The sequence below is a fragment of the Streptomyces olivochromogenes genome (assembly GCF_001514115.1).
Lineage (GTDB): Bacteria > Actinomycetota > Actinomycetes > Streptomycetales > Streptomycetaceae > Streptomyces > Streptomyces olivochromogenes.
In genome coordinates, this window is the sequence record NZ_KQ948460.1 from 140536 (window position 1) to 158044 (window position 17509).

Here is a 17509-nt window from a genome sequence, read left to right on the forward strand (position 1 = left end):
ACGGTCGCGAACGATCCGTGACTTCCATGGTGTACCCGAGAGCCCTCTCAGGCAAACCCACGCGCCCCACACTAGCCCGAATGGTGGGCGCATATGCTCGGGCTCGTGGAAAACCACTCCTTGCCTCGCACGGCAGCCTTCTTTGACCTGGACAAGACGGTCATTGCGAAGTCGAGCACGCTCACGTTCAGCAAGTCGTTCTACCAAGGCGGGCTGATCAACCGAAGGGCCGTGTTGCGCACCGCATATGCCCAGTTCGTGTTCATGGCGGGCGGCGCGGACCACGATCAGATGGAGCGGATGCGCGCGTACCTGTCCGCGCTGTGCCGGGGCTGGAACGTCCAGCAGGTCAAGGAGATCGTCGCCGAGACGCTGCACGACCTGATCGACCCGATCATTTACGACGAGGCCGCCTCCCTCATCGAGGAGCACCACACCGCCGGGCGCGACGTCGTGATCGTCTCCACGTCCGGGGCGGAGGTGGTCGAGCCGATCGGAGAGCTGCTCGGCGCGGACCGGGTGGTGGCCACGCGCATGGTCGTCGGCGAGGACGGCTGCTTCACCGGAGAAGTGGAGTACTACGCGTACGGGCCGACGAAGGCCGAGGCGGTCAAGGAGCTGGCCGCGTCCGAGGGGTACGACCTCGCGCGCTGCTACGCCTACAGCGACTCCTCGACCGACGTTCCGATGCTGGAGGCCGTCGGCCATCCCCATGCGGTGAATCCGGACCGTGCGCTGCGACGCGAGGCGCTTGCCCGCTCATGGCCGATTCTGGACTTCCACCGGCCGGTTCGGCTCAAACAGCGGCTGCCCGCACTGTCGGTGCCGCCGCGTCCGGCGCTCGTCGCGGCGGCCGCGATAGGAGCGGCGGCGGCCACGGCGGGACTGGTCTGGTACGCGAGCAAACGGCGCGCGACGGTGGTGTGAGCGCGTCACGCGTGTGCGTGCGGCACATCTACGTCCCGATTCACTCCCATTTGAACCTAAAAGTAAAGAAGTACAGCCAGGGGTTCCGCTTCCTCTGGACCAGGAGTAGAAAGGGTTTAACGGCCCGCGAGACCAAGGACATCCGAAAGGATCACCTTCAAACGCAACCAAGGCCCCACGGACCGCGCATGGACATCGAGCACCCACGCGACGTCGACCCGTCGATTACGGGCCAGCCGCACCAGGTGACGGGCAGGAGTTCCCGACCTGATGGGCAAATATCGAGGACGCTTGGTAACCCGGTGAGCATGCCAGCGGCGGTACGAAAACTCGTACCGCCGCAACCCTGTCCGGAGACTTACGCCGCGCCGCGCTGAAGCGCCTCGCAGACGGCCGTCGACTCCCTGGCTCCCAGTTCGATCGCCCTGCCGCAGTGGGCGATCCAGGTCGCCATGCCCTCCGGGGTTCCGGAGACATAGCCTTCCAGTGCCGCCAGGTAGGCCGCGCGGCCCGGCTCGGCGTGACCGACCTCCGCCGGGCAGACGGATTTGGGGTCCAGGCCGCTGCCGACCAGGACGATGCGCTCGGCCGCGCGTGCGACCAGGCCGTTGTGGGTGCCGAAGGGGCGCAGGGCGAGCAGCTCGCCGTGTACGACGGCAGCCGTCACCAGGGCCGGGGCCGAACCACCCGCGATGATCAGCTGCGAGAGCCCTTCGAGCCTGCCGGCCACCTCGGTCGCGTCCGGCAGGGGCAGCTCGACGAGCGGCTCGTCGACCGGTTCGCCGTCCTGGCGAGGCCTGCCGACGGTGTCCCCCTGGTCCGCGGCCGCGACGAGGTGCAGTCGGGCCAGCACCCGGAGGGGCGACTGTCGCCAGATGGACAGGAGTTGGCCCGATTCCGCGGTCAGCCGCAGAGCCGCGCCGACCGTCTGGGCCTCGTTGTCACCACTGAAGTCGGTGCGGCGGCGTACCTCTTCGAGGGCCCAGTCGGCGCCGGACAGGGCCGCGGAACCACGGGCGCCCCGCAGTGCGGCCTCGGAAGTGATCTCGGTGCTGCGGCGCCGCATGATCCGGTGTCCGTAGACCCGGTCCACTGCCTTGCGGACGGACTCGACGGATTCGGCCACGCCGGGCAGCGAGCCCAGGGCCGCGAGCGGATCGGCGGTCGCGCCTGTCGTACTCATGAGTACGACCCTACGCACCCCGGCGGCCCACCCCACGAAGGAGTGGTCTTCTTCACGTCACCAGGGCACTGTACGCAATCGTCCCACTACCCTTGGTGAACATGAAAATTGCTTTCGTAGGGAAGGGCGGCAGCGGCAAGACGACCCTGTCCTCCCTCTTCATCCGCCACCTCGCGGCCTCGGGGTCGCCGGTCGTCGCGGTGGACGCCGACATCAACCAACACCTGGGGGCCGCCCTCGGCCTCGACGAGGCGGTGGCCGCCGGGCTGCCCGCCATGGGCCCGCGGCTAAAGGCGATCAAGGACTACCTGCGCGGCTCCAATCCGCGGATCACGTCCGCCGAGACGATGATCAAGACGACCCCGCCCGGTGAGGGGTCCCGACTGCTGCGGGTGCGCGAGAACAATCCGGTGTACGACGCCTGTGCGCGGCCGGTGGAACTCGACGGCGGCGCCGTCCGTTTGATGGTCACCGGCCCGTTCAGCGAGGCCGATTTGGGAGTGGCCTGCTACCACTCCAAGACCGGTGCAGTGGAGCTCTGCCTGAACCACCTCGTCGACGGCCAGAGCGAGTACGTCGTCGTCGACATGACGGCGGGCTCCGACTCCTTCGCGTCCGGCATGTTCACCCGATTCGACATCACGTTCCTCGTCGCCGAGCCGACCCGGAAGGGAGTCTCCGTCTATCGGCAGTACAAGGAGTACGCCCGCGACTTCGGAGTCATCCTGAAGGTCGTCGGCAACAAGGTGCAGGGCCAGGACGACATCGACTTCCTCCGCGCCGAGGTCGGTGACGACCTCCTGGTCACAGTCGGGCACTCGGACTGGGTGCGCGCCATGGAGAAGGGCCGCCCGCCCCGGTTCGAGCTCCTGGAGGACGCCAACCGCCGCTCCCTGCGCACCTTGCAGACCGCCGCCGACGCCACGTACGAGCTGCGGGACTGGGAGCGCTACACGCGCCAGATGGTGCACTTCCACCTGAAGAACGCGGGCAGCTGGGGCAACGAGAGGACCGGGGCCGACCTGGCGGCGCAGGTCGACCCCGGTTTCGTGCTGGGAGAGGGACTGGTGGCTACGGCTTGAGGGCCGGCGCCCCGGGGATGCCCTTCGGGGCCGGGGCGGGGCGGCCCGACAGGAAGGACGCCCAGCCCTGCTTCGGGACCTCTCCGACGTTGAGACCGCGCAGTCTGTCCAGCGTGGTCGGGTCCTGGACGTCGAGCCAGTCGGCGAGTTGCCGGAAGGAGACACAGCGGACGTCGGGCTTGTTGCAGACGTTCTCCACGACCTGGTCGATGGCACGCATGTAGGTGCCGCCGTTCCAGGACTCGAAGTGGTTGCCGATGATCAGCGGCGCACGGTTGCCGTCGTAGGCACGGTCGAAGCCCTTGAGCAGGCCGTCACGCATCTGGTTACCCCAGTACTCCTGCTTGTCGGGGTCGCCCTGGGTCTGTGTGCCCGACTGGTTGACCATGAAGTTGTAGTCCATGGTGAGCTGCTCGAAGGTGTGCCCGGGGAAGGGGACCAACTGCATCGACAGATCCCACAGGCCGTTCTTCTTCTTGGGCCAGAGCTGGTTGTTGACGCCGCTGGTGTCATAGCGGAGGCCCAGCTGCCGGGCCGCCTTCATGAAGTTCTTTTGGCCCTCCAGGCAGGGCGTGCGGGCGCCGATGAGCTCCTTGTCGTAGTCGAAGGGCAGCGGAGCCGCGTTCTTCATGGCCGCGTTGGTCTTCCAGGACTTCACGAACGCCTTCGCCTGGGCGATCTCGCTCTTCCACTCCGCGACCGACCACTCGCCGACACCGCCGTCCGCACCACAGAAGTGGCCATTGAAGTGCGTGCCGATCTCGTTGCCCTCCAGCCACGCACCGCGTAGCTGCTCGACGGTGTCCTTGATGCCCTTCTCGTCGTTGAAGCCGATCTCCGAGCTGCCCGGCGAGTGCTCCGGCGGCTTGTACAGCTCGCGCTTGTCCTCCGGCAGCAGGTACACGCCGCTCAGGAAGTAGGTCATCGTCGCCCCGTTGGCCTGGGCGACCTTGCGGAAGTGCGAAAAGAGCTTCTGGCTGTCCTCGCCGGCGCCGTCCCACGAGAAGACCACGAACTGCGGGGGCTTCTGACCGGGCTTCAGCCGCTCGGGCTTGGGCAGATGCGGCTGCGCTCCGGTGTACGCGGTGGAGCCGTCGCCGATCAGGCGGACCGCGCTCTGGGGCGCCGGGGCCCCCGCCGCCTCGTTCGCGCCTTCCTTGGAGCCGGTGGTGCCGGTGGCGCAGCCGGCGAGCGCCGTGGCGCAGGCCGCGGCGACTGCTACGCCCGCGGCGATCCTCTGGGTGGCGGCCATCTCCGCCCACCTTCTTCCTTCTGTCAGAGCAACGCCGCTTTGGGCGTTCTAGGGTGTTGTGCGGCGAAATGCCGACAGCGCCGCCAAGGTCGCACGAGGCTGAGATCGAATAAATACGACAAGCCGATAAAAAGATCGCTTCACCCACGAGAGTGATTTACTGCCCCATTTGCCACTAAAGTCCGCATGTGGGCTTTACTCTGGATTACGATCCGTTTACCGAGCGTTGAAAGTCCCGCCGCTGCACGCCGTGACCCACGGCCGCGATCTGCCCCCGTCCTCCCTGAACGGGGACCACCTGTTCCGCGACCGCGCCGCCCCGGAGGAGACGGGAATGTCTGCCTGCGTCCCCACCCGCGCCGCCGACTCGACTCGGCCCACGCGCAACCACCAACCCCACAGCCCCCCACCGACCCCGCCCCGCCGATTCCGTATCGCGGGCGCCGATCTGTCAGCCTCGATCGCGGTCTTCCTGATCGCCCTACCCCTGTCCCTCGGCATCGCGCTCGCCACCGGCGCGCCGCTCCAGTCGGGCCTCGTCGCCGCCGCCGTGGGCGGAATCGTCGCCGCCCGGCTCGGCGGCTCACCGCTCCAGGTGAGCGGGCCCGCCGCCGGGCTCACGGTCGTCACCGCCGAGCTCATCCACCACTACGGATGGCGTGCGACCTGCGCCATCACCGTCCTCGCCGGAGTCGCCCAGCTGGGCCTGGGATGCCTGCGCGTGGCCCGCACGGCGCTCGCCGTCAGCCCCGCGATCGTGCATGGCATGCTGGCCGGCATCGGCGTGACCATCGCCGTCGCCCAGCTGCACATCGTCCTGGGCGGGACCCCGCAGAGCTCCGTGCTCGACAACCTGAGTGCGCTGCCTGCCCAGTTGGCGCACGTTCACCCCGCGGCGGTCTCGATGAGCGTGCTGACACTGACGCTCCTCTTCGCCTGGCCGCGGATTCCCGGCCGGGTCGGGCACGCCCTGCGTACCGTGCCGGCCGCGCTCGTCGCCGTCGCAGGGGCCACCCTGACCGCCTCACTCACCGGGCTGGTCCTGCCCAAGGTCGACCTGCCGTCGTGGAGCAGTCACGCGCTGGCCGGGCTCCCCGAGGGGCCGGTGCTCGGGATCGCCGCCGCCGTCCTCACCGTCACGCTGGTGTGCAGTGTGCAGTCGCTGCTCGGCGCCGTGGCCGTGGACAAGCTGGTGGCAGGACGGCCCGCGCAGCAAACCCGGGTGGGCCGCTCCGACCTGAACCGGGAGTTGCTGGGTCAGGGCGCCGCCAATGTCGTCTCCGGCGCGCTCGGCGGGCTGCCCGTCGCCGGAGTCGCCGTGCGCAGTTCGGCGAATGTGCAAGCCGGTGCCGTGAGCCGGAACTCCACGATGCTGCACGGCGTTTTCGTAGTAGTTGCCGCGCTGCTGATGGTCCCGATCCTGGAGCTGATCCCCCTCGCATCGCTCGCCGCCCTGGTGATGGCCGTCGGCATCCAGATGGTGTCCCTGCACCACATCCGCACGGTCACCCGCCACCGCGAAGTGCTGGTGTACGTCGTCACCACGCTCGGCGTCGTGTGCCTCGGTGTTCTCGAGGGCGTGGTGCTGGGGGTCGCCGTGGCCGTCGCCGTCGCCCTGCACCGCCTCGCCCGCACGCGCATCACACATGAAGAGAGAGGAGGAGTCCATTACGTACGAGTACGAGGGCAGTTGACGTTCCTCGCGGTGCCTCGACTCAGCCGCGCCCTGCACCTCGTACCCCAAGGGGCGCACGTGGTCCTGGAGTTGGACGGATCATTCATGGACCACGCGGCATACGAGTCCCTGCAGGACTGGCAGAACGCGCATGTCGCGCGAGGTGGCACGGTCGAGTTGACCGGACGGGCCGGCACCCGGATCGCCGAGCCCGCGGGCCCCTCCCACTGCCGCTGCCGCCCCTGGACGCCATGGCGCAACCACTACTGCGAACCCTCCGCCGGTCCGCAGCCCGCATCCGCCGACGACCGGTCGGATGGGGCGGGCCCAGCAGACGGGTCGGAGGGGCCGGACAGTGCGGACGGTGCATCCGGTGCCGCCAAGCACGATGGCCGCAGTGGGCAGAGCGGGCATCAACTGGCGCGTGGAATCAGCGCGTTCCAGCGCAACACCGCGCCCCTGGTGCGGGGTGAGCTGGCGCGGCTGGCGCGGGAAGGGCAACGGCCGTCGCAGCTGTTCCTGACCTGTGCCGACTCGCGGCTCGTCACGTCCATGATCACCTCCAGCGGACCGGGCGACCTGTTCGTCGTACGCAACGTGGGCAACCTCGTGCCGAAGCCCGGGGAGGAGAGCGGGGACGATTCGGTGGCCGCGGCGATCGAGTACGCGGTGGATGTGCTGCATGTGCGATCCATCACGGTGTGCGGGCACTCCGGATGCGGGGCCATGCAGGCCCTGTTGAACGCGGAGCCCGGCGGTGCGCAGACCCCACTCAAGCGGTGGCTGCGGCACGGGCTGCCGAGTCTGGAGCGGATGGCCGCCAAGAACCGCCCCTGGGCCCGGCTCGCCGGGCGGGCGCCGGCCGACGCGGTGGAGCAGCTGTGTCTGACCAACGTGGTGCAGCAGTTGGAGCATCTGCGGGCGCACGAGTCCGTGGCGCGGGCCCTGCGGGAGGGTGCGCTCGAGCTGCACGGGATGTACTTCCACGTCGGGGAGGCGCAGGCGTATCTGCTGGTCGAACGCGACGACGGCGAGCTGTTCGATCATGTGGGGGCGGCGGAGGATCTGCGGCACCCCGCCTGACCTCGCCACCCGTGTGACCTCGGCGTGGTGCGCGGCCCCGCTCGACGGGGGTGCGCGCCACGCCGTGCGTGTGGATGCGGCGGGAGTGTGGGGCGGGGCACCCTTCCGGGGGGGAGGGCCGGGCGCGGGGGCCGGGCGTGCAGGCCAGGTGTGAGGAGCCGGACATGAGGGGCGGACGTGGGGGGCGGATGTAGGGGCGGGCCGGACGGGGGGTGGGCCGGACATGAGGGTGGGCCAGACGGGGGGGGCCGCGACACGCCCGGGCGTGTCATGTGTCACGGCACCCGCGTGGGGAGCGGTGGCGGGAAAGGTTGCCGGGTGAACCCGCGCGCCTGTCCGTACGTGGCTCGGAGTGCGTACCCCAGGCGCGCCTGGTGCGTACTTCTGAAGGGACCCCAGCTCCTCGATAGGTCTAAACCAATTTTAGGTCGGCCCTTGTCATCGAGGCCCCCGGTCTGATGAGCTGTGGCCTGGGACACAACGGACACCCTGGGAAAGGGAGATGTCGTGAGCAACGAAAGCCTGGCCAACCTGCTGAAGGAAGAGCGCAGGTTCGCGCCGCCCGCCGACCTGGCGGCGAACGCCAATGTCACCGCGGAGGCGTATGAGCAGGCCAAGGCTGACAGGCTCGGCTTCTGGGCCGAGCAGGCCCGCCGGCTGACCTGGGCCACCGAGCCGACCGAAACGCTGGACTGGTCGAACCCGCCGTTCGCGAAGTGGTTCGCCGACGGGAAGCTGAACGTCGCGTACAACTGCGTCGACCGGCATGTGGAGGCCGGGAACGGCGACCGTGTCGCCATCCATTTCGAGGGCGAGCCCGGTGACAGCCGGGCGATCACCTACGCCGAGCTCAAGGACGAGGTGAGCAAGGCCGCCAACGCACTGATCGAGCTGGGCGTCGGGAAGGGCGACCGGGTCGCCATCTATCTGCCGATGATCCCCGAGGCCGTCGTCGCGATGCTTGCGTGTGCACGGATCGGCGCGGCGCATTCGGTCGTCTTCGGTGGATTCTCCGCGGAGGCGATCGCCACGCGCATCCAGGACGCGGACGCCAAGCTGGTCATCACCTCCGACGGCGGTTACCGGCGAGGCAAGCCGTCCGCGCTCAAGCCGGCCGTCGACGACGCGGTGAGCCGGGTCGACGGGGTCGACAAGGTGCTGGTGGTCCGCCGTACCGGCCAGGAGGTCGACTGGACCGAGGGCCGCGACGTGTGGTGGCACGAGATCGTCGAGCGGCAGTCCGCCGAGCACACGCCGGAGGCGTTCGACGCCGAGCAGCCGCTGTTCATCCTCTACACCTCCGGGACCACGGGGAAGCCGAAGGGCATCCTGCACACCTCGGGCGGGTACCTCACCCAGGCCTCGTACACCCACCACGCCGTCTTCGACCTGAAGCCGGAGACCGACGTGTACTGGTGCACGGCCGACATCGGCTGGGTCACCGGGCACTCGTACATCACGTACGGACCGCTTTCGAACGGTGCGACGCAGGTGATGTACGAGGGGACGCCGGACACGCCGCACCAGGGGCGGTTCTGGGAGATCGTGCAGAAGTACGGGGTGACGATTCTCTACACGGCGCCCACCGCGATCCGTACGTTCATGAAGTGGGGGGACGACATCCCCGCGAAGTTCGATCTCAGCAGCCTGCGGGTGCTGGGGTCCGTGGGTGAGCCGATCAACCCCGAGGCGTGGATCTGGTACCGCAAGCACATCGGCGGCGACCGGACGCCCATCGTGGACACGTGGTGGCAGACCGAGACCGGCGCGATGATGATCTCGCCGCTGCCGGGAGTCACCGAGACCAAGCCGGGGTCGGCGCAGCGGCCGTTGCCGGGGATCTCGGCGACCGTGGTCGACGACGAGGCCCGGGAGGTCCCCAACGGGGGTGGCGGGTACCTGGTGCTCACCGAGCCGTGGCCGTCGATGCTGCGCACGATCTGGCGCGACGACCAGCGGTTCCTCGACACGTACTGGTCGCGGTTCGAGGGGAAGTACTTCGCCGGGGACGGGGCGAAGAAGGACGACGACGGGGACATCTGGCTCCTCGGGCGGGTCGACGACGTGATGCTCGTGTCCGGGCACAACATCTCGACGACCGAGGTCGAGTCGGCGCTCGTCTCGCATCCTTCGGTCGCCGAGGCGGCGGTGGTCGGTGCGGCGGACGAGACGACGGGGCAGGCGATTGTCGCGTTCGTGATTCTGCGGGGGACCGCTTCCGCGGAGGATGCCGGGCTGGTGGCGGATCTGCGGAATCACGTGGGGGCGACGCTGGGGCCGATCGCCAAGCCGAAGCGGGTGTTGCCGGTGGCCGAGCTTCCGAAGACCCGGTCCGGGAAGATCATGCGGCGGTTGTTGCGTGACGTGGCGGAGAACCGGGAGCTGGGGGATGTCACGACGTTGACGGACTCCACGGTGATGGATCTCATCCAGGCGAAGCTGCCGGCGGCGCCGAGCGAGGACTGAGGGTTTCCCCCACCCACCCGCCGCTTTTTGGTGTGGGGGCACTAGGTGCCCCCACACCCCCAACCTTTCGGGGCTCCGCCCCACATCCCGGTACACCACGACGCCCCGCCCCACATCCCGGTGCACCACGACGCTCCGCCGCATGCCCAGCGGCGCTGGACTCCGCGCTCACCTCGCACCGGGCTCTGCCCCCGCATCCCCGGCAACGCGCCGCTCCGGCCCCCAGCACCCATCGCCTTGCTGGACCTCCGGTGCGCGCCAGGCAGGGCTCCGCCAGGTCGACAACGCCTCGATGGCAAAGTTCACGGGGCGCCCCTGCATCCCGCCCGGGGCTTCGCCCCGCCCCCCAACGCCGCCGTGCCCCTATCGCTGGGCCCTCGTCGGCGCCTCATCGCCGGAACCCCGTGCCCCCGACATCTCTGGGGCCCGCCCTGCGCCCGCACCCCTGCGGGGGTCCGCCCCGGCACCCCGGCGGGGACCGCACCCCCTGACCACCCCGCGCTTGCGCGCCCCCGCTCGGGCCTGGTGCCCGGCCGCGCGGCCCCAGCCCCGGCCGTGTTCCCCGCGACCGCGAGGCGTGCGGTGCTGTGCTGTGCTGTGCTGTGCCGCAGCCCAGTGGCACAGCGCTGGGAGGTCTCCTCCGGGGCTCGTGCTGGGCCTGAAGGCTCGTGAGGTCTCCGTCGAGTCGGCCACCACCGCTCCGGCCTCCGCGCCCGGCGGGGCCCCGCATGGCCTCGCGTCGCGTCCACTATCCGGCCGTGGGCCCGCTCTCCCTACGCCGTTGTCCGGTCGGGTTCTCGCTGGTCCGTAGACAGGTCCGCGCGCCATCGCGTCCAGCCCTCGTTGGCGCCGAGGCGCGCCCCCCCATGTCCGCGCGACCACCCCCTCGTCGCACCATATGTCCGTAACGCGAAATATCTCGCCGTAATGGAAGGTAAAGTAGTGGCCTCAGGGTGTGCCGGGAAGTCTGGTCGGCGGTGTCGTCAACGATCCCGTGTGGCGGCCGTCAGCAAACAGCCGTAACGACCCGGAGGTCCCGCCGTGGCGACGACGCCCAGCGCCAACAACCGCAAGTTCCTCGGACGCCTTTCGCTGCCCGAGCGGAACTTCGTCGCGGAGGCGTTGCGGACCGAGACCGTCGGTGGGGTGCTGTTGCTCATCGCGGCGGTTGCCGCGCTGGTGTGGGCCAACACGCCGCTGCGGGACAGTTACGCGAGCGTCAGCCATTTCCATCTCGGGCCCTCCGCGCTCGGGCTGAACCTGTCCGTTCAGCACTGGGCGGCGGACGGACTGCTGGCCGTGTTCTTCTTCGTCGCCGGTATCGAACTCAAGCGCGAGCTGGTGGCGGGGGATCTGCGCGATCCGAAGGCCGCGATACTGCCCGTCGTCGCGGCCGTGTGCGGAATGGCCGTGCCCGCGCTGGTCTACGCCCTCACCAATGCGATCGGGGGCGGATCCCTCGGCGGGTGGGCCGTACCCACCGCCACCGACATCGCCTTCGCCCTCGCCGTACTCGCCGTGATCGGCACCTCCCTGCCGTCCGCCCTGCGCGCCTTCCTGCTCACCCTCGCCGTCGTCGACGACCTGTTCGCGATTCTCATCATCGCGATCTTCTTCACCGACCACATCGACTTCGGCGCGCTGGGCGGGGCCGTCGTCGGGCTCGGTGTGTTCTGGGTGCTGCTGCGCAAGGGCGTACGCGGGTGGTACGTGTATGTGCCGCTCGCGCTCGTCATCTGGGGGCTGATGTACAACAGCGGCGTCCACGCCACCATCTCCGGAGTCGCGATGGGGTTGATGCTGCGCTGTCACCCGCACGAGGGCGAGGAGCACTCACCCGGGGAGCACATCGAGCATCTTGTACGACCCCTTTCCGCCGGGCTCGCCGTGCCGCTGTTCGCGCTCTTCAGCGCCGGGGTCGTCGTCTCCGGCGGGGCGATCGGTGACGTGTTCACGCGGCCCGAGACACTCGGTGTCGTGCTGGGGCTCGTCGTCGGGAAGGCCGTGGGCATTTTCGGGGGGACCTGGCTGGCCGCCCGGTTCACCCGGGCCTCGCTCAGTGAGGATCTCGTCTGGCCCGACGTCTTCGCCGTCGCCTCCCTCGCCGGAATCGGCTTCACCGTCTCCCTCCTCATCGGCGAACTCGCCTTCAAGAACGACCTGGTACTCACCGACGAGGTCAAGGCCGCCGTACTGATCGGCTCGCTCATAGCCGCCGTACTCGCCACGACGCTGCTGAAGGTACGCAACGCCAAGTACCGTGCGCTGTACGAGGCCGAGGAGCTCGACGAGGACAGCGACGGCATCCCCGACATCTACGAGCAGAACAACCCGGCGTACCACCTGCGGATGGCCGAGATCCACGAACGGAAGGCCGCCGAGCACCGAAGGCTTGCCGAAGTGGCGGGCGGGGCAAGCGAGGAGAACGACGGTCCGGCATGATCTGAGCAGAACAGGATGGTCAGGACCGGACAGTCCGGGCTGGACAGACTGGGCCGGATAGCCAGGATCGGACAGTCCGGGCCGGATGGTCAGGACCGGACAGTCAGGGCCGGAAGGTCGGCAGTAGGCGGTACGGGCACTGGAGCAGCCAGGGCCGTGCCGGCACCGTTGGCAGCCAGACCGTACAGAGCAGCCCGTACAGAGCAGGCACATACAGAAGAGGGAGTCCGCGATGAGCGCACCCGACGGCAGCCCGGTCGGCGCCGAACGCAGCATCGGCCAGTTGTTCGCCTCGGCGACGACCGAGATGTCCGCACTGGTGCACGACGAGATCGCACTGGCGAAGGCGCAGCTCAAGCAGGACGTCAAGCGCGGCGCGGTCAGCGGCGGCGCGTTCTCCGCGGCCGGAGCGGTGCTGATCTTCTCCCTCCCGATGCTGAACTTCGCCCTGGCGTACGGCATCCGGACCTGGAGCCACTGGAATCTCGCGATCTGCTTCGTCCTGTCGTTCGCCGCGAACGTGCTGGTCGCCGGCGGCCTCGCGCTGATCGGCCTGGTCTTCGCGAAGAAGGCGAAAAAGGGCAAGGGCCCGCAGAAGGTCGCCGCCTCGGTCAAGGAGACCGCGGGTGTGCTCCAGAACGCCAAACCCCATCCCCGGACCGCCCCTGTGAGTGACGCGGTCGAGGTTGTGGCACGCTCGACGTCATGACGGACCCCGCCACCCCTTCGGCGCAACCCACCTCAGTCGTGCGGCTCGACGTCCCCGGCGGGAGAGAAGTGACCCACCGGGACGTCGCCGCCAACGGCGCGCGCTTCCACATCGCCGAGATGGGCGACGGACCGCTCGTCCTGCTGCTGCACGGCTTCCCGCAGTTCTGGTGGACCTGGCGTCGGCAGATGGTGGCGCTCGCGGACGCGGGCTTCCGGGCCGTGGCCATGGATCTGCGCGGCGTCGGCGGCAGCGACCGCACGCCGCGCGGTTACGACCCCGCCAACCTCGCGCTCGACATCACCGGGGTCGTACGGTCCCTCGGTGAGCCCGACGCCGCGCTCGTCGGACACGACCTGGGCGGGTATCTGGCGTGGACGGCGGCCGTGATGCGCCCCAAGCTCGTCCGACGGCTCGCCGTGTCGTCCATGCCGCACCCGCGGCGCTGGCGCTCGGCCATGCTCTCCGACGTCAAGCAGTCGGCGGCTGGTTCGTACATCTGGGGGTTCCAGCGGCCCTGGATCCCGGAACGCCAACTCGTCGCCGACGAAGGCGCCCTGGTGGGTCGTCTGGTGCGGGACTGGTCGGGGCCGCGACAGCCGGACGACGAGGCCGTGGAGACGTACCGCCGCGCCATGTGCATCCCGTCGACGGCGCATTGTTCGATCGAGCCCTATCGATGGATGGTCCGCTCGATGGCACGGCCGGACGGGATCCAGTTCAACCGGCGTATGAAGCGGCCGGTTCGGGTGCCGACGCTGCATCTGCACGGATCGCTCGATCCCGTGATGCGGACGCGGAGCGCGGCCGGTTCCGGGGAGTACGTCGAAGCACCGTACCGCTGGCGGCTGTTCGACGGTCTCGGACACTTCCCCCACGAAGAGGACCCGGTGGCGTTTTCGACCGAATTGGTCAACTGGCTGAAAGATCCCGAGCCTGACCGGTGACCCGTCGGTGACTGTCCGATTGCGGCCCGTGGCCCGCCCGGTATGCGAACACGAACGCCTGTCCTACGAACAGCCAAATGCCTCGCGCATAGGCCAATTGAGGGGCTTGGGCGAGGTTATCGACCTTGGGGCAGGGGCAGACGTCGAGGTATGGGCTGGACGCACGACTACAGTGACGCACCACGCAACCGCCGCTCGGCGACGGGCCTGAGCTCCCATCAGAGGGGCACCCCGCAGTTGCCGGGCGCGGACCCCCACGTGGGGATCCCGCGCATTTTGCGCCGCCGGGCCCGCTGGGTTTCGGTACGGCTGCGTCACCCACGAGGCTGAGGCGCCGCACGCTACCGCTCGTCACCCTTCGCTCTCAGAGCGCGCAGCTGTCGCTGTCCACCTGCTGATCGGCCGCACGGCCCTTGGTGGCGTCCGGCTGGACCTCGTCCGCGGTGAGCGCGTACCCGGTGTTGGCGTCGTCGAGGGACTTCGCGAAGACCACTCCGTACACCTTGCCGTCGGGCGTGAGCAGCGGGCCGCCCGAGTTGCCCTGACGCACGGTCGCGTAGAGCGAGTAGACGTCGCGGCGCACGGTTCCGCGGTGGTAGATGTCCGGGCCGTTGGCCGTGATGCGGCCGCGCACGCGCGCGGGCTGGACGTTGTACGCGCCGTTCTGCGGGAAGCCGGCGACGATCGCGCTGTTGCCGCTGGCCGCGTCCTTGGCTGTGAACTGGAGCGCGGGCGCGTCCAGGTTCGGTACGTCGAGTACGGCGATGTCGCGTTCCCAGTCGTACAGGACGACCTTGGCGTCGTACTTCCTGCCCTCGCCGCCGATCTGGACGGTGGGCTCGTCGACCCCGCCGACCACGTGGGCGTTGGTCATCACGCGACGGTTGCCGAAGACGAAGCCGCTGCCCTCGAGGACCTTGCCGCAGCTCTGCGCGGTGCCCATCACCTTGACGATGGACTTCTGGGCGCGGATGGCGACGGGGCTGTTCGCGAGCGCCGGGTCGGGGGGCTGGACGTCGGTGATGGGTTCGTTGGCGAACGGGCTGAAGACCTGCGGGAAGCCGTTCTGCGCGAGGACCGAGGAGAAGTCGGCGAACCAGGTGTCGGCCTGGGAGGGCAGGGCGCCGGAGACGCCGTGCAGCACCTTGGACCCGCGGACCTCCTTGCCGAGCGTCGGCAGCGTCGTGCCCGCGAGGGCCGAACCGATCAGCCAGGCGACCAGGAGCATCGCGACGACGTTGACGAGGGCGCCGCCGGTCGCGTCCAGGGCGCGGGCCGGGGACCAGGTGATGTACCGGCGCAGTTTGTTGCCGAGGTGGGTGGTGAGGGCCTGGCCGACGGAGGCACAGACGATCACGACGATCACCGCGACCACGGCGGCGGTCGTACTCACCTTGGAGTCGTCTGTCAGGGCACCCCAGATGACGGGGAGCAGATAGACGGCGGCGAGGCCGCCGCCCAGGAAGCCGATCACCGACAGGATGCCGACGACGAAGCCCTGGCGGTAGCCCACGATCGCGAACCACACGGCGGCGACCAGCAACAGGATGTCCAGCACATTCACGGGGGCCACCCTGTCATGCGCGCGAGTCGAGCGGGACCTGGTTCTCGCGGTCCCACGGCAGCTCCCAGCCCGCGTAGTGCAGCAGACGGTCGATGATCCCCGCGGTGAAGCCCCAGACCAGGGCCGATTCGACCAGGAATGCCGGACCTCGGTGACCGCTGGGGTGCACGGTCGTCGCACGGTGGGCGGGGTTCGTGAGATCCGCCACGGGGACCGTGAAGACCCGGGCCGTCTCGGCCGGATCGACCACGCCTACCGGGGTCGGCTCGCGCCACCAGCCCAGGACCGGGGTGACCACGAAGCCGCTCACCGGGATGTAGAGCTTCGGCAGCACGCCGAACAGCTGGACGCCGCTCGGGTCGAGCCCGGTCTCCTCCTCGGCCTCCCGCAGCGCGGCCCGCAGCGGTCCGTCGGCCTTCGGGTCACCGTCCTGCGGGTCGAGTGCGCCGCCGGGGAAGGAGGGCTGCCCCGCGTGCGAGCGCAGGGAGCTGGCACGCTCCATCAGCAGCAGCTCGGGGCCGCGGGCGCCCTCGCCGAAGAGGATGAGCACGGCGGACTGCCGCCCCGCGCCGTTTTCCGGCGGCAGGAAGCGGCTCAGCTGGAGCGGTTCCACGGTCTCTACTGCGTGCACCACCGGGTCGAGCCAGGCGGGCAGACCGTCCTTGGTCACCACGACCCGGCCGTTGTGCGAGTCGTGTCCTTCGTGTCCTTCGTGTGTGCGGTGGTGTGCGCCGGGGCCGCCGTACGTGCGGTGTGAGCCCGGCTCGTTCTGCGCGCCGTGCGTGCCGGACTCGTTCTGCGTGCCGTGCGTGCCGGACTCGTTCTGTGTGACGTGCTTGCCCGTCTCGTTCTGCGTGCGGTGTGTGTCCGGCTCTTCGTGCCTGCTGTGCGTGTTGCTCGCGTGCGTCATCGCCACCCCCGTTCTGCTCTCCCCAACGCCGGGCGGCGCCGTGTTCGTTCCGTCATCCGGCGCCCAGTGGGGGTGCCGGGATGCCGCCCGCGTCCAGGTAGGACTGCGGCGGGTTGAGGCGTTGGCCGGGGAAGCCCCCCTTCTCGTACTTCAGGAGCTTGCGCGCCTTCTCCGGGTCCGTCTCGCCCTCCCCGTACGCGGGGCAGAGCGGGGCGATGGGGCAGGCGCCGCACGCGGGCTTACGGGCGTGGCAGATGCGGCGGCCGTGGAAGATCACGTGGTGCGAGAGCATCGTCCACTCGCTCTTCGGGAAGAGCGCGCCGACGGCGGCCTCGACCTTGTCCGGGTCGGTCTCGTCGGTCCACTGCCAGCGGCGCACGAGCCGGCCGAAGTGGGTGTCCACGGTGATACCGGGGCGCCCGAAGGCGTTGCCCAGGACGACGAAGGCGGTCTTGCGGCCTACGCCGGGGAGCTTGACGAGGTCTTCGAGGCGGCCGGGGACCTCGCCCCCGAAGTCCTCCACCAAGGCCTTGGAGAGCCCTATCACCGACTTGGTCTTGGCCCGGAAGAAACCGGTCGGCCGGAGGATCTCCTCGACCTCCTCCGGATTCGCCGCGGCGAGGTCCTCGGGCGTGGGGTACTTGGCGAAGAGTCCCGGAGTCGTCTGGTTCACCCGCAGGTCGGTCGTCTGGGCCGACAGGACCGTGGCGATCACCAACTGGAAGGGGTTCTCGAAGTCCAGCTCCGGGTGGGCGTACGGGTACACCTCGGCGAGCTCGCGGTTGATGCGGCGGGCGCGGCGCACGAGAGCGGCGTGGGACTCGACGATCGCCTTCTTGGGTGCGGCTTGGGCTGGGGCAGCCTTCTTGGCCACGGTTTTGGCAGGCGTCGCCTTCTTGGCGGCCGTCTTGGCAGGCGCCGCCTTCTTGATCGTGGCCGTCGCCTTCTTGGCCACGCCTGTCGTCTTCCCGGTCGTGGCTGTCGCCTTTTTGGCAGCCTTCTTCGCGGCCTTCTTCGCGACCGGCTTCACCGGCGTTGATTTTGTCGCTTTTGTCGTTTTCATACTTTCGGCGGAACTCTGTTCGCCCACAGCGGAATCGCGACGTACAACCACCCGCCCAGCCCCCTTGGCCTGTGCTCTCACCGGCGATTTGGACACCCGGCCAGCCTAAAGCCCCCCACCGACATCCGCCCCGGACCCAGAAGATCAGCCCCCAATTGGCCCCCTGCCGCACTGCCCGGCACGCCAGTGCGGCAGACTTGTGACTG

General features: G+C 69.4%; 13 protein-coding genes. 8 read left to right on the forward strand and 5 right to left on the reverse strand.

What is annotated here, in order from left to right; all coding sequences use genetic code 11:
* The first annotated feature begins 93 nt into the window (after window positions 1–93).
* The gene (locus AQJ27_RS26440; RefSeq protein WP_067373858.1) at window positions 94–927 is read left to right on the forward strand and encodes an HAD family hydrolase; all 834 of its coding nucleotides are present in this window, start codon (window positions 94–96) and stop codon (window positions 925–927) included.
* A 358-nt stretch (window positions 928–1285) separates the two neighbouring features.
* On the opposite strand, the gene AQJ27_RS26445 is transcribed toward AQJ27_RS26440, so the two are convergent.
* On the reverse strand, window positions 1286–2110 hold the full coding sequence (locus tag AQJ27_RS26445) for a Fic family protein (RefSeq protein ID WP_067373861.1): 825 nt from the start codon (window positions 2108–2110) through the stop codon (window positions 1286–1288).
* A gap of 101 nt (window positions 2111–2211) precedes the next feature.
* On the opposite strand from AQJ27_RS26445, the gene AQJ27_RS26450 reads away from it, so the two are divergent.
* A complete protein-coding gene (locus AQJ27_RS26450) occupies window positions 2212–3192 on the forward strand; it encodes an ATP-binding protein (protein WP_067373864.1) in 981 nt (326 codons plus the stop codon).
* Here AQJ27_RS26450 and AQJ27_RS26455 read toward each other — a convergent pair.
* Window positions 3182–4444, reverse strand: coding sequence for a polysaccharide deacetylase family protein (locus AQJ27_RS26455; protein ID WP_067373867.1), 1263 nt, complete (start codon window positions 4442–4444; stop codon window positions 3182–3184). The genes AQJ27_RS26450 and AQJ27_RS26455 overlap by 11 nt on opposite strands.
* Before the next feature lie 334 nt (window positions 4445–4778).
* On the opposite strand from AQJ27_RS26455, the gene AQJ27_RS26460 reads away from it, so the two are divergent.
* The 6 genes from AQJ27_RS26460 (at window position 4779) to AQJ27_RS58820 (ending at window position 14096) form a co-directional block, all read left to right on the forward strand.
* Window positions 4779–7202, forward strand: a complete 2424-nt coding sequence (locus tag AQJ27_RS26460) for a bifunctional SulP family inorganic anion transporter/carbonic anhydrase (protein WP_067374374.1) — start codon at window positions 4779–4781, stop codon at window positions 7200–7202.
* A gap of 465 nt (window positions 7203–7667) precedes the next feature.
* Window positions 7668–9668, forward strand: coding sequence for an acetate--CoA ligase (acs, locus tag AQJ27_RS26465; RefSeq protein ID WP_201264352.1), 2001 nt, complete (start codon window positions 7668–7670; stop codon window positions 9666–9668).
* A 1041-nt stretch (window positions 9669–10709) separates the two neighbouring features.
* Entirely contained in the window at window positions 10710–12110 is a 1401-nt protein-coding gene (gene nhaA / locus AQJ27_RS26470; protein ID WP_067373870.1) for a Na+/H+ antiporter NhaA, read from the forward strand.
* Between the two features lie 232 nt (window positions 12111–12342).
* Complete coding sequence (locus AQJ27_RS26475) at window positions 12343–12819, forward strand: phage holin family protein (RefSeq protein WP_067373873.1); 477 nt, start codon at window positions 12343–12345, stop codon at window positions 12817–12819.
* Complete coding sequence (locus tag AQJ27_RS26480) at window positions 12816–13766, forward strand: alpha/beta fold hydrolase (protein WP_067373876.1); 951 nt, start codon at window positions 12816–12818, stop codon at window positions 13764–13766. Before AQJ27_RS26475 ends, AQJ27_RS26480 begins: the two co-directional genes overlap by 4 nt.
* Window positions 13767–13916: 150 nt before the next feature.
* Window positions 13917–14096, forward strand: a complete 180-nt coding sequence (locus AQJ27_RS58820; RefSeq protein WP_079065266.1) for a hypothetical protein — start codon at window positions 13917–13919, stop codon at window positions 14094–14096.
* A 34-nt stretch (window positions 14097–14130) separates the two neighbouring features.
* Here AQJ27_RS58820 and AQJ27_RS26485 read toward each other — a convergent pair whose 3' ends face one another.
* From AQJ27_RS26485 to nth, 3 genes are all read right to left on the reverse strand, one after another.
* Window positions 14131–15330: a MarP family serine protease gene (locus AQJ27_RS26485; protein WP_067374379.1), complete on the reverse strand. Its 1200-nt coding sequence runs from the start codon at window positions 15328–15330 to the stop codon at window positions 14131–14133.
* Window positions 15331–15343: 13 nt separating this feature from the next.
* Window positions 15344–16003 carry an NUDIX hydrolase gene (locus tag AQJ27_RS26490; RefSeq protein WP_067374381.1) on the reverse strand — a complete coding sequence of 220 codons (660 nt, stop codon included), beginning with the start codon at window positions 16001–16003 and terminating at the stop codon, window positions 15344–15346.
* Between the two features lie 289 nt (window positions 16004–16292).
* Entirely contained in the window at window positions 16293–17303 is a 1011-nt protein-coding gene (gene nth, locus AQJ27_RS26495) for an endonuclease III (RefSeq protein WP_067373879.1), read from the reverse strand.
* Window positions 17304–17509 lie beyond the last annotated feature (206 nt).

Bases quoted from the DNA above. Each gene is read 5' to 3' on its own strand.
- AQJ27_RS26440 (WP_067373858.1), top strand. From the start codon at position 94: ATGCTCGGGCTCGTGGAAAACCACTCCTTGCCTCGCACGGCAGCCTTC.
- AQJ27_RS26445 (WP_067373861.1), bottom strand. From the start codon at position 2,110: ATGAGTACGACAGGCGCGACCGCCGATCCGCTCGCGGCCCTGGGCTCG.
- AQJ27_RS26450 (WP_067373864.1), top strand. From the start codon at position 2,212: ATGAAAATTGCTTTCGTAGGGAAGGGCGGCAGCGGCAAGACGACCCTG.
- AQJ27_RS26455 (WP_067373867.1), bottom strand. From the start codon at position 4,444: ATGGCCGCCACCCAGAGGATCGCCGCGGGCGTAGCAGTCGCCGCGGCC.
- AQJ27_RS26460 (WP_067374374.1), top strand. From the start codon at position 4,779: ATGTCTGCCTGCGTCCCCACCCGCGCCGCCGACTCGACTCGGCCCACG.
- AQJ27_RS26475 (WP_067373873.1), top strand. From the start codon at position 12,343: ATGAGCGCACCCGACGGCAGCCCGGTCGGCGCCGAACGCAGCATCGGC.
- AQJ27_RS26480 (WP_067373876.1), top strand. From the start codon at position 12,816: ATGACGGACCCCGCCACCCCTTCGGCGCAACCCACCTCAGTCGTGCGG.
- AQJ27_RS58820 (WP_079065266.1), top strand. From the start codon at position 13,917: ATGGGCTGGACGCACGACTACAGTGACGCACCACGCAACCGCCGCTCG.
- nth (WP_067373879.1), bottom strand. From the start codon at position 17,303: ATGAAAACGACAAAAGCGACAAAATCAACGCCGGTGAAGCCGGTCGCG.